The sequence below is a fragment of the Cnuibacter sp. UC19_7 genome, assembly GCF_042699995.1.
In the GTDB taxonomy this organism is placed as follows: Bacteria; Actinomycetota; Actinomycetes; order Actinomycetales; family Microbacteriaceae; genus Cnuibacter.
Map to the genome: position 1 here is coordinate 827,988 of NZ_CP170560.1, position 12,432 is coordinate 840,419.

Annotated in this window: 10 protein-coding genes; 4 read left to right on the forward strand and 6 right to left on the reverse strand. The window is 67.7% G+C overall.

Going from position 1 to position 12,432, the window contains the following annotated elements:
- Window positions 1-8: 8 nt before the first annotated feature.
- A complete protein-coding gene (locus ACFJGV_RS03920) occupies window positions 9-440 on the reverse strand; it encodes a hypothetical protein (RefSeq protein WP_378146987.1) in 432 nt (143 codons plus the stop codon).
- 147 nt (window positions 441-587) lie between these two features.
- Between ACFJGV_RS03920 and efeU the strand changes: the two genes are divergently transcribed.
- Genes efeU through efeB form a run of 3 tightly spaced genes read left to right on the forward strand, consistent with a single transcriptional unit; the run spans window position 588 to window position 4,002 of the window.
- Entirely contained in the window at window positions 588-1,502 is a 915-nt protein-coding gene (gene efeU, locus ACFJGV_RS03925) for an iron uptake transporter permease EfeU (RefSeq protein WP_378146989.1), read from the forward strand.
- Window positions 1,499-2,683 (forward strand): iron uptake system protein EfeO, encoded by a 1,185-nt coding sequence (gene efeO / locus ACFJGV_RS03930; protein WP_378146990.1) that lies wholly within the window; start codon window positions 1,499-1,501, stop codon window positions 2,681-2,683. Before efeU ends, efeO begins: the two co-directional genes overlap by 4 nt.
- 17 nt (window positions 2,684-2,700) lie before the next feature.
- The gene (gene efeB / locus ACFJGV_RS03935) at window positions 2,701-4,002 is read left to right on the forward strand and encodes an iron uptake transporter deferrochelatase/peroxidase subunit (RefSeq protein ID WP_378146992.1); all 1,302 of its coding nucleotides are present in this window, start codon (window positions 2,701-2,703) and stop codon (window positions 4,000-4,002) included.
- 88 nt (window positions 4,003-4,090) lie between these two features.
- Here efeB and typA read toward each other — a convergent pair whose 3' ends face one another.
- The 5 genes from typA to ACFJGV_RS03960 form a co-directional block, all read right to left on the reverse strand.
- Window positions 4,091-5,995: a translational GTPase TypA gene (gene typA / locus ACFJGV_RS03940; protein ID WP_378146993.1), complete on the reverse strand. Its 1,905-nt coding sequence runs from the start codon at window positions 5,993-5,995 to the stop codon at window positions 4,091-4,093.
- Between the two features lie 88 nt (window positions 5,996-6,083).
- Window positions 6,084-7,811: a dipeptide ABC transporter ATP-binding protein gene (locus tag ACFJGV_RS03945; RefSeq protein ID WP_378146995.1), complete on the reverse strand. Its 1,728-nt coding sequence runs from the start codon at window positions 7,809-7,811 to the stop codon at window positions 6,084-6,086.
- A complete protein-coding gene (locus ACFJGV_RS03950) occupies window positions 7,808-8,764 on the reverse strand; it encodes an ABC transporter permease (RefSeq protein ID WP_378146996.1) in 957 nt (318 codons plus the stop codon). Before ACFJGV_RS03950 ends, ACFJGV_RS03945 begins: the two co-directional genes overlap by 4 nt.
- The gene (locus tag ACFJGV_RS03955; RefSeq protein ID WP_378146997.1) at window positions 8,754-9,683 is read right to left on the reverse strand and encodes an ABC transporter permease; all 930 of its coding nucleotides are present in this window, start codon (window positions 9,681-9,683) and stop codon (window positions 8,754-8,756) included. Before ACFJGV_RS03955 ends, ACFJGV_RS03950 begins: the two co-directional genes overlap by 11 nt.
- Before the next feature lie 160 nt (window positions 9,684-9,843).
- Complete coding sequence (locus ACFJGV_RS03960) at window positions 9,844-11,457, reverse strand: ABC transporter substrate-binding protein (RefSeq protein WP_378146999.1); 1,614 nt, start codon at window positions 11,455-11,457, stop codon at window positions 9,844-9,846.
- Between the two features lie 198 nt (window positions 11,458-11,655).
- On the opposite strand from ACFJGV_RS03960, the gene ACFJGV_RS03965 reads away from it, so the two are divergent.
- A complete protein-coding gene (locus ACFJGV_RS03965; protein ID WP_378147000.1) occupies window positions 11,656-12,432 on the forward strand; it encodes a CPBP family intramembrane glutamic endopeptidase in 777 nt (258 codons plus the stop codon).

Consider the following 12,432-nt stretch of genomic DNA (forward strand, 5'->3'; position numbering starts at 1 on the left):
CTTCGATTCTATGCCGTGGAGCCGGGTCGGGCCGACCGAGCCGGGGTGCGCCGGAACCGCGGCCAGACCACCACGAGAAGCGCCTCGATCACCGAGCCGTAGAGCCACACCGGGCCCTCCCCGGTGGCGGTGATGAGGATCGACCCACCCTGGCTCGGCAGCACGAAGAGTGCCACCACGCCGATGGCCGCGGCGGCGCCCAGCACCGAGTACACGCGCGACTCGAAGCTGAGCCGGAGGCCGAGCAGGAGGAGCGCGAGCGAGATCAGCGCGAGCACCAGCCCGATCGGGGCGTCCCAGCCCAGGATCGAGATCGTGACCATGTGCACGATGGTGCCGAGGGCGCCGAACACCGCGCCGAGCAGCAGCGACACGACGCCGCCGAGGATCCTGGCGGAGAGCGAGGCTCGCGGGCTCGGGGGCGGGGCGTCGGTCAGCACTCGACCACGATAGTCCGCGGTGGCTGAGCACGCGGCAGGAGCGGACTCGTTCGCGCTGGACAAAGATCCCGTCGTCGGTCTAGAGTCGCTACGCCTAAGGCAAGCCTTACCTCAGGTAGGCATCCCTCACCAGCAGAACAGGTCCCCGTGCTCGCCAACTTCCTCATCGGGCTCCGCGAAGGCCTCGAGGCCGCGCTCGTCGTCGGCATCCTCGTCGCCTACGTCCGCAAGCTCGACCGACGCGACGTGCTGGTCCGCATCTGGTTCGGTGTCGGCATCGCCATCGCCGTCTCCCTGGCGCTCGGCGCCATCCTCACCTTCGGTGCCTACGGGCTCAGCTTCGAGGCTCAGGAGGCCATCGGCGGCAGCCTCTCGATCGTCGCGACCGGGTTCGTCACCTGGATGGTGTTCTGGATGCTGCGCACCTCCAAGAACCTCAAGGGCACCCTTCAGGCCGACATCGACAGGGCCCTGGTCGGGGCGGGCTGGAGCCTGGTCCTCCTCGCCTTCCTCTCCGTCGGGCGCGAGGGCCTCGAGACCGCCCTGTTCATCTGGGCGGCCGCCCAGGCCACCGGGCAGACGCTCCTCCCCCTCGTCGGCGCCCTGCTCGGCATCATCATCGCGGTGGTGCTCGGCTGGCTGATCTACCGCGGCATGGTGCGCATCAACCTCTCGCGCTTCTTCGCCTGGTCGGGCGTCTTCCTCATCCTCGTCGCCGCGGGAGTGCTGTCTTACGGCGTGCACGACCTGCAGGAAGCGGGCATCCTCCCGGGGCTCGGCGCCCTCGCCTTCGACGTCAGCGCCGCGATCCCGCCGGACAGCTGGTACGGCACCCTGCTCAAGGGCGTCTTCAACTTCTCCCCCGCGACCACCTGGCTCGAGGCCATCGCGTGGACCGTCTACTTCGTCCCCACCATGACCGCGTTCCTCGTCCTGGCCTTCAGGAAGCCTGCCCCGCGGCCCGTCGGAGACACCTCGACCGCAGCATCCGTGGGAACAGCACCCGCCGCCGCGGCCACCGCCCCCAGCACCTCGACCACCCCTCATCTGGAGCATCCGTGAACCTGAAGCCCCTCCTCGCCTCGGCCGGCGCCGGCGTCGTCCTGCTCGCCCTCGCCGGATGCGTGCCCAACAACGCCTCGTCGACCGACGCCGCGGGTGCGATCACCGTCGACAGCTCGGGAGACTCCTGCTCGGTCTCCGCGAACACCGCCTCCAGCGGCACGCTCACCTTCTCGGTCACCAACTCGGGCGACCAGGTGACGGAGTTCTACCTGCTCGGCGACGACGGCCTGCGCATCGTGGGCGAGGTCGAGAACGTCGGCCCCGGCATCTCGCGCGACCTCGTGGTGCAGGCTCAGCCGGGCGACTACTACACCGTCTGCAAGCCGGGCATGGTCGGCGACGGCGTGGGCAAGGCCTCGTTCACCGTCAGCGGCGATCGCGTCTCGCTCGACGGCGATCTGCAGGCCCAGGTCGATCAGGCCGCCACCAACTACGTGGCGTACGTCAAGGACCAGGTCGCCCAGCTCGTCACAGGCACCGACACCTTCCTCGACGCCTACACCTCGGGCGACGACGCGACCGCGCGCTCGCTCTACGCCATCACCCGTGCGAACTACGAGCGGATCGAGCCCGTCGCCGAGTCGTTCGGAGACCTCGACCCCGAGATCGACTTCCGCGAGGCCGACGTCGCCGAGGGCGACGAGTGGACCGGATGGCACCGGATCGAGAAGGACCTCTTCCCGCCGACCGCTGCAGAGAACGGGGGCGTCGAGTACACGCCGCTCACCCCCGAGGAGCGCACCGCCTACGCCGACAAGCTCCGCGACAACACGCAGGAGCTCTACGACGCCGTGCACGACCCGTCGTACTCGGTGACCATCGACGCCATCTCCAACGGCGCCATCGGGCTCCTGGAGGAGGTCGCCAGCGGCAAGATCACCGGCGAGGAGGAGATCTGGTCGCACACCGACCTGTGGGACTTCCAGGCCAACCTCGAGGGCGCCAAGGTGGCCTACGAGGGCGTGCGCGACATCGCCGTGGAGAAGGACCCGAAGCTCGTCGCCGAGATCGATCAGCGCTTCCAGACGCTACAGGACACCCTCGCCACCTACGGCAGCCTCGACAGCGGCTTCGTCTACTACAACGACCTCACGACCGACCAGGTCAAGCAGCTCGCCGACGAGGTGAACGCCCTGAGCGAGCCGCTCAGCCAGCTCACCGCGACGCTGGTCGGCTGACGGCTACGATCGACGACGTGCCCGAGCGCGACGACCAGGAACCCGAGGCCCGCGGCCTCTCCCGCCGCGGGCTCCTGGGGCTCGGCGCGGGGCTCCTCGGGGCCGGTCTCGGGGCGGGAGCCGCGCTCGGCGTGAGCCAGGCCGTGTCGGCCTCCGGCAGCGGATCGACCGCGACCGACGCGACGGTCTACGCGTTCTACGGCGACCACCAGGCCGGCATCGTCACGCCCGCACAGGACCGTCTGCACTTCGCCTCGTTCGACGTCGCCGCCGGCCTCTCACGCGATGACCTCGTGGGCCTGCTGCAGGACTGGGCGGATGCGGCGGCGCTGATGACCGCAGGGACTCCGGCCGGCCGATATGGGGCCGTGAACGGCCCGTACGACGCCCCGCCGGACGACACCGGCGAGGCGCTGGGGCTGCCCGCATCCGGTCTCACCCTGACCTTCGGATTCGGGCCCACGCTGTTCACGGCCGCCGACGGCACCGACCGCTTCGGTCTGGCGTCGAAGCGCCCCGATGCGCTCGTCGATCTGCCGCACTTCCCGGCCGACGCGCTCGTCGAGACGCTCACCGGCGGAGACCTCTGCATCCAGGCCTGCAGCGAGGATCCGCAGGTCGCGGTGCACGCCATCCGGAACCTGTCGCGGATCGCGTTCGGGCGTGCCGCGCTGCGCTGGTCGCAGCTGGGGTTCGGGCGCACGAGCTCGACCAGCACGGCGCAGCAGACGCCGCGCAACCTGTTCGGCTTCAAGGACGGCACGGCGAACATCAAGGCCGAGGACGGGGCGACCGTCGACGCCCAGGTGTGGGCGCAGTCCACTGACGGCCCTGCGTGGATGGCGGGCGGCTCGTATCTCGTCGCCCGCAAGATCCGCATGACGATCGAGACCTGGGATCGCACCTCGCTCCGCGAACAGGAGGCCGTCATCGGCCGCACGAAGGGCGACGGCGCCCCGTATTCCGGCGGCACCGAGTTCACCGCACCCGACTTCTCGGCCACCGGGCAGGGCGGCAAGCCGCTCATCGCGGCCGACTCGCACGTGCGCCTGGCGCATCCGGATCAGAACTCGGGCGCGCAGCTGCTGCGCCGCGGCTACAACTTCGTCGACGGCAACGACGACCTCGGCCGCCTCAACGCCGGTCTGTTCTTCATCGCGTACCAGCGCGACCCGCGCACCCAGTTCATCCCGATCCAACTCAACCTGGCGAAGAACGACGCGATGAACGAGTACATCCGCCACGTGGGCAGCGGCATCTGGGCCATACCCCCGGGCGCCCGCACGGGCAGCTTCCCCGGCGCCGATCTCTTCGCCTGACACGTTTCGCCACGCTCCTGGCGCTTCGCCATACGCATGCGCGTGGCGAAGCGCCAGCAGTGTGGCGAAACGGAGGGGATGGGGCGGGCTACGCCTGGCGCTTGAGGCGCGCGGTGTTGCGGGCCCGGGCCTGGGCGTCGAGCTCGACCTTGCGGATGCGCACGATCTCGGGCGTCACCTCGACGCACTCGTCCTCGCGGGCGAACTCGAGGCACTCCTCGAGCGACAGCTGGCGGCTCGGCGTCATCGACTCGAAGTTGTCGGCCGTCGACTGCCGCATGTTGGTGAGCTTCTTCTCCTTGGTGATGTTCACGTCCATGTCGTCGGCGCGCGAGTTCTCGCCGATGACCATGCCCTCGTACACCTCCTCGGTGGGGTTCACGAAGAAGGTCATGCGCTCCTGCAGACCGATGATGGCGAACGGAGTCACGACGCCCGAGCGGTCGGCGACGATCGACCCGTTGTTGCGCGTGACGATCTGCCCGGCCCACTCGTCGTAGCCGTGCGAGATGGCGTTGGCGATGCCGGTGCCGCGGGTGATCGTGAGGAACTCGGTGCGGAAGCCGATGAGGCCGCGCGACGGCACGATGAACTCCATGCGCACCCAGCCGGTGCCGTGGTTCGACATGTTCTCCATGCGGCCCTTGCGGGCGGCGAGGAGCTGCGTGATCGCGCCGAGGTGCTCCTCGGGCGCGTCGATCGTCAGGTGCTCGTAGGGCTCGAGGGTCTTGCCGTCGACGACCTTCGTGACCACCTGCGGCTTGCCGACGGTGAGTTCGAAGCCCTCACGGCGCATGTTCTCGACGAGGATGGCCAGCGCCAGCTCACCGCGGCCCTGCACCTCCCACGTATCGGGCTTGCCGATGTCCTGGACGCGGAGCGAGACGTTTCCGACCAGCTCGCGGTCGAGGCGGTCCTTCACCATGCGGGCGGTGAGCTTGTGCCCCTTCACCTTGCCGACCAGCGGCGAGGTGTTGGTGCCGATGGTCATCGAGATGGCGGGCTCGTCGACCACGATGGCGGGCAGCGGACGGACGTCCTCGGGATCGGCGATCGTCTCGCCGATGGTGATCTCCTCGATGCCGGCGATGGCGACGATGTCGCCGGGACCGGCCGACTCGGTGGGGAAGCGCGTGAGCGCGACGGTCTTCAGCAGCTCGGTGATGCGCTGGTTCGCGACGGATCCGTCGTGCTTGACCCAGGCGACCTGCTGGCCCTTCTTGATGGTGCCGTTGAAGACGCGCAGCAGTGCGAGACGGCCGAGGAACGGCGAGGCGTCGAGGTTGGTCACGTGCGCCTGCAGCGGAGCCTCGTCGTCGTAGGTCGGGGCCGGGATGTGCTCGAGGATCGCGCCGAACAGCGGCTCGAGGTCGTCATTGTCGGGCAGCGAGCCGTTCTCGGGCTTGGTGAGGCTCGCGGCGCCGTTGCGACCCGAGGCGTAGACGACGGGCACGTCGAGGATCGCGTCGAGGTCGAGGTCGGGCACGTCGTCGGCCAGGTCGGACGCGAGGCCCAGCAGGAGGTCCTGGGCCTCGCCGACCACCTCGTCGATGCGGGCGTCGGGACGGTCGGTCTTGTTGACCAGGAGGATGACGGGCAGCTTCGCCTCGAGCGCCTTGCGCAGCACGAATCGGGTCTGCGGCAGCGGGCCCTCGGACGCGTCGACGAGCAGCACGACGCCGTCGACCATGGAGAGGCCGCGCTCGACCTCGCCGCCGAAGTCGGCGTGGCCGGGGGTGTCGATCACGTTGATCGTGATCGGGGTGTCGCCGGCGTGGACGCCGTTGTACGAGATCGCCGTGTTCTTGGCGAGGATCGTGATGCCCTTCTCACGCTCCAGGTCGTTCGAGTCCATCATCCGGTCGTCGGCCTCGAAGTGGGCGTCGAACGAGTTCGTCTGCTTGAGCATCGCGTCGACGAGGGTGGTCTTGCCGTGGTCGACGTGGGCGACGATCGCGACGTTGCGCAGGTCTGCGCGGGTGGCCAGTGCCATGAGTTGAGTTCCTTGGAGTCGTGAACCCGCTCAGTGGCCTGGCCACCCGCGGACTCGAGATGCGAGAGCGGGCGGCTGCGCCCGCGGGCTAGACGCCGAGGGCGATATTCGCACCGGGAATGGCGTTCAGCAACTCCCTAGTGTACTGCTCCTTGGGCGAGTCGAAGACCTCGTCGGTCGACGCGGCCTCCACGATGCGCCCGTGCTGCATCACGGCGACGTTGTCGGCGATCACCCGGACCACCGCCAGGTCGTGCGTGATGAACAGGTACGTCAGCTCCAGCTCCTCCTGCAGCTCGGCGAGCAGCTGGAGGATCTGGGCCTGCACGAGCACGTCGAGCGCGGAGACCGCTTCGTCGAGCACCACGATCTCGGGCTTGAGCGCGAGAGCACGGGCGATCGCGACACGCTGGCGCTGCCCGCCCGAGAGCTCGCTCGGATAGCGCGTGATCAGCGTCTGGGGCAGCGCGACCTGGTCGAGCAGCTCCTTCACCCGCGCCTTCCGCGACGCCGCGTCGCCCACCTTGTGGGTCTGCAGCGGCTCGGCGATGGTGTTGCCGATGTTGCGGAGCGGATCGAGCGAGCCGTACGGGTCCTGGAACACCGGCTGCATCTTGCGACGCAGCGCGAGCAGCTGACGGCCCTTCAGACCCGAGATGTCCTCGCCGCCGATCTTGATCGTGCCGCTCGTCGGGTCCTCGAGCTTGAGGATCATCTTCGCCACGGTCGACTTGCCCGAACCCGATTCGCCCACGAGCGCCGTGGTCGTGCCGCGCTCGATCGAGAACGAGACGTTGTCGGACGCGGTGAGGTTCGCCGCCGCGCCCTTGACGCCGCGCAGCTTGTACAGCTTGGTGAGGTCGGTGACCTCGATGGCGTTGGGGCGACGTTCCTTCTGCTGGTGCGCGACACGCTCCTCGGCGGCGGCGATCAGGTCGACACCCTCCGTCACCTTGGTGGGCGCGTAGTCGAGGTCGCTGATCGTCTTCGCCGAGGACTGGATACGGCGCGAGGCGAGGCTCGGCGCCGCGGCCACCAGACGCTGGGTGTACGGGTGCAGCGGGTTCTGGAGGATCTCGCGCGACGGGCCCGACTCGACGATCTGGCCCTTGTACATGACGACCAGCTGCTCCGCGCGCTCGGCGGCGAGGCCGAGGTCGTGGGTGATGAAGAGCAGCGCCGTGCCGATGTCGCGCGTGAGGGTCTCGAGGTGGTCGAGGATCTTGCGCTGGACGGTGACGTCGAGCGCCGACGTCGGCTCGTCGGCGATGAGCAGCTTCGGCCGCGAGGACAGGCCGATGCCGATCAGCACACGCTGGCGCATGCCGCCCGAGAACTGGTGCGGGAACTGCTTCATGCGCTTGTCGGCGTCGGAGAGGCCCGCCTCCTTGAGCACCTGGATCGCGTGCTGCTTGACCTCGCGCTTGCCCGAGGCGATGCCGTTGGCCCGGATGGTCTCCTCGACCTGGAAGCCGATGTTCCACACCGGGTTGAGGTTCGACATCGGGTCCTGCGGTACGAAGCCGATCAGCTTCCCGCGGACGTCCTCCATCTGCTTCTCGCTCAGGGCTGTGAGGTCCTGACCATCGAAGATGATCTTCCCGCCGGTGATGGCACCGGTGCCGGGCAGCAGGTTGATGATGGCGTGGGCGGTCGTGGACTTGCCCGACCCCGACTCCCCCACGATGGCCAGCGTCTGGCCCGCGTTCAGGGAGATGTCGACACCGCGGACGGCGGGGACGACCCCGCCCTGGTTCCTGAATCCGACCTCGAGGCCCTTGATCTCGAGCAGCGGCTTGCCGGTCTGGTCGCTCATCGCTGAGCCCTCGCCTTCGGGTCGAGCGCGTCGCGGACCACCTCGCCGAGCATGATGAAGCTCAGCACGGTGATCGACAGCGCGATGGAGGGGTAGATGAGGGTCTGCGGCGCGGTGCGCAGGTCGGTCTGAGCGGCGCTGATGTCGTTGCCCCACGACATGGTCGAGTTGGGCAGTCCGACGCCGAGGAACGACAGCGTCGCCTCCGCGACGATCGCCGCGGCGAGCGAGATCGTCGTCACCACGATCACCGGGGCGATCGAGTTCGGCAGCACGTGACGCATCAGGATGCGGAACCGCGAGACGCCGAGGGCCTGCGAGGCCATGACGTAGTCGGCGTTCTTGACCCTCAGGATCTCGGCTCTCAGCACCCTCGCTGTGGAGGGCCACGCGAAGATGCCGATCGCCAAGGAGATGACGAACACGTTCCGGTAGGCCGAGAACACGCTCATGATCACCACGGCGGCGAGGATGTAGGGGATCGAGAAGAAGATGTCGCCCGCACGGGACAGCACCGAGTCGACCCAGCCGCCGTAGTAGCCGGCGAACATGCCGAACACCACGCCGAGCACGGTCGTGAGGATGATGACGATGATGCCCACGGAGAGCGAGGTGCTCGTGCCGTGGATGATCCTCGAGTAGACGTCGCAGCCCTGCTTGGTGAAGCCGAGCAGGTGCCCGTCGGTGGGGCCGCCGTTGCTGTTCGACAGCTGGCAGTCGTCGTTCGGCGGAACCTGGGTGAACAGGCCCGGGAAGAGCGCGACGATGACCACGAGGAGGATGATCGCGGCCGAGATCCAGAACATGGGGCGACGGCGCATGTCGCGCCACGCGTCGATCCACAGGTTGCTCGGCTTCTCCGCGACCTTGACGGCGTCGACCGCGACGAGAGGGGTCTCCTCCAGCGGTGCGACGTAGTGGTTGGCGGATCGGGTCGGGACGTTACTTGACATAGCGGATCCTCGGGTCGAGAAGGCCGTAGAGCAGGTCGACGATCAGGTTGACGACCAGGTAGATGAGCACCATCACGGTGACGAAGGACACGACCGTGGGTCCCTCGCCGCGGATGATCGCCTGGTAGAGCGTGCGCCCGACACCGGGCACGTTGAAGATGCCCTCCGTGACCGTGGCGCCGACCAGGAGCACGCCGAAGTCGGTCGCCGCGTAGGTGACGACCGGGATCAGCGAGTTGCGCAGGATGTGCACCGGGATGACGCGACGGCGCGACAGGCCCTTGCTGTAGGCGGTCCGCACGAAGTCGAGCCCGGAGGTCTCGATGACCGACGACCTCGTGAGGCGCACGATCTGGGCGAACGAGATGCTCGCCAGCACGATCGCCGGGAGGATCAGGTCCTGGATCGGGGCGCCGCTGGACACCGTCGTCCTGGCCCAGCCGAGTTGGATGCCGAACACGAACTGCGCCACGAAGGCGATGACGAAGATCGGCAGCGAGATGAGGATCAGGCTGACCACCAGCGCGGTGGCGTCGAACAGCTTGCCCTTGCGCAGGCCCGACACCAGACCGATCAGCACGCCGAGGATGAACTCGATCGCGAGAGCGAGGATCGCCAGCTGGATCGTGACCGGGAAGGTCCGCGCGAGGATCTGGGTGACCGGCTCCCCGGAGAACGAGGTGCCGAAGTCTCCGACGAAGATGCCGCCCAGGTACAGGAAGTACTGGATGATGAACGGCTGGTCGAGGTGGTACTCGGCTCGCAGCTGCGCGAGGAGCGCCGGGTTGGGGGTCTTGTCGCCGAAGAGGGCGAGAAGCGGGTCTCCGGGCATAGCGAAGACCATGAAGTAGATGAGGAACGTCGTTCCCAGCAGGACGGGGATCGCCTGCAGAAGACGCCTGAGGATGTAGCCGACCATCTGCTACGCGGCGCCCTTCTCAGAGGTGGACATGGGGTGGTGGGGCCAATCTTGGGTAGGAAGAGCCGGAGTTCAAAGGGACAGGGTACGCCTCGTGGGCGCTCCTGGCACACGCAGGACGGGGGCGACAGCTCTCGCTGCCGCCCCCGTGCTGGTGATGCTAGTTCTTGGTGATCTCGTAGTAGAGCGGCACCGAGTTCCAGCCGAACTGGACGTTCTGGACGTTCTCGCCGTAACCACCGGTCACGTTGGAGTACCACAGCGGGATCGCGGGAAGGTCCTTCAGGAGGACTTCCTGCGCCTGCTGGAACTTCTCGTTCGCGGCGCTCAGGTCGGAGTCCATCGCACCCTCCTGCAGCAGCTGGTCGAACTCGGGGTTCGAGTAGTCACCGTCGTTGGAGGAGGCGTTGGTCGCGTACAACGGTCCGAGGAAGTTGTAGAGACCCGGGTAGTCGGCCTGCCATCCGGTGCGGAACGCGGTCTGGATGGAACGGTCGGTGATCGCGGTGCGAGCCTCCTTGAACGTCGGGTACGGAGCGCCGGAGGCGTCGATCCCGAGGGTGTTCTTGATGCTGTTGGTCACAGCGTCGACCCAGCCCTGGTGGCCGCCGTCGGCGTTGTACGCGATCTGGAACGAGCCCGACCACGGCGAGATGGCGTCGGCCTGGGCCCACAGCTTCTTCGCCTCGTCGGGGTTGTACTTCAGCACGTCGGCACCGTCGAGCGAGTCGCTCCAGCCGTCGATCACCGGGGAGGTGAAGTCGGAGGCGGGGGTGCGGGTGTCCTGGAAGATGACCTTGGTGATCTCGGGGCGGTTGATCGCCATCGAGATGGCCTCGCGGCGCAGCTTGCCCTCTTCGTCGTTGCCGAAGTGCGCGAGGCGCTCCGGGATGGTGAACGACTGGAAGATCGCGGCCGGCTGGTTCACAGCGCGGTCACCGAGGTCGGACTGGTAGGTGCCGAAGGCGCTGTCCGGGATGGCGTCGAGCACGTCGAGGTTGCCACCGAGCAGGTCGGAGTACGCGGCATCCTGCGTGGCGTAGAAGACGATGCTGAGCCCGCCGTTCTGCGCCTTGCGGCCACCGTTGTACGACTCGTTCGGGACGAGGTCGATCTTCTCGTTGTGCTTCCAGGCGGTGTCGCTGGCCAGCTTGTAGGGGCCGTTGCCGATCGGGTTCTGACCGTAGGCCTCCATGTCCTTGAAGGCGGACTCGGGCAGCGGGTAGAACGCCGAGTAGCCGAGGCGCAGCGGGAAGTCGGAGCGAGCCTCGTTCAGCGTGACGGTGAACGTGTGGTCGTCGACCACGTTCAGACCGGTCAGCGGACTGTCCTCGTCGTAGCTGAAGCCCTCGATGTCCTCGAAGAAGTAGCTGTTGAGCTGCTTGTTCGACGCGAGTGCACCGTACTGCCACGCGTCGACGAAGGAGTTCGCCGTGACGGGGCTGCCGTCGGAGAAGGTCTCGCCATCCTTGATCTTGATGGTGAAGGTCTTCGAGTCGTCGGTCGTGATGCTGTCGGCCAGGTCGTTCTGGGGAGCACCGGTCGCGTCGTAGTAGACCAGACCCGCGAAGATCGCGTCGAGGATCTTGCCACCACCGGTCTCGTTGGTGTTGGTGGGGATCAGCGGGTTCTGGGGCTCGGAGCCGTTCGTCGTGATCACGGCGCTCGAGCTTCCCGAGGAACTGTCGGATGAGCCGGTGGCGCATCCGGACAGGGCGAGTGCACTCGCCGCGGCCAGCGCGATGACGCCGACCCCTATCCGTCGAATCTTCAATTTTCCTCCTGTGCAAGTGGGGGCATGGCACAGCCCCAAGCGGGGGCCGGAACCTAGAGAAGTACCCTAGGTGGGGGGTCCGCGCATATCAAATACGGCCGGAGAAAGTTACAGAGACGAAACGAATTCCAGCAGAATGTTGTGGACCCTCGACAGTCGATGCGCGGATTCCGCGCGTCACGCAAGAAAAGTGAATCGATGACCCGAGCTGCCCGATGGGCCCACCTCCGCAGGCGTCGGCTGTGGACCGAGATCGGTCTGGTGCTCGGCGTGTCGCTGGGCGCCTCCGCGGTGTACTCGATCGTCCAGATCGTCCAGCGCCTGACCGCCGAGACCCCGCTCTCCGGGCAGACCGCGACCATCAACGGCTCGCTCAGCGACCGGCCCGTCTTCGACCTGATCTACCAGCTCCTCGCCATCGGCTTCGACCTCGTCCCAGTCGCACTCGCGCTCTACCTGCTGGCGATCTCCGGCGGCAGCCCGTTCCGCAGGCTCGGCTTCGACCTGCGCCGCCCGTGGAGGGACCTGGGCCGCGGATGGCTGCTCGTCGCGGTGATCGGTGTACCCGGCATCCTGCTCTACGTCATCGGTCGGCAGCTCGGGTTCACCGTCACCGTGGTGCCTTCGCCGCTCGACACCCACTGGTGGACGGTGCCCGTCCTCATCTTGGCGGCCCTGCGCGCCGCCCTCCAGGAGGAGGTCATCGTCGTCGGGTACCTGTTCACGAGATTGCGGCAGCTGGGCTGGGGCGAGCGGCGCATCATCCTCGCCGCCGCCGTGCTGCGTGGCAGCTACCACCTCTACCAGGGCATCGGACCGTTCTTCGGGAACGTCGTCATGGGTGTGGTCTTCGGCTGGTGCTACCGGCGTTGGGGGCGGGTGATGCCCCTCGTCGTGGCCCACTGGATCATCGACATCGTGTCGTTCGTGGGGTATCCGCTCGCCCTGCAGCTGTTCCCGGGCCTGTTCGGCTGA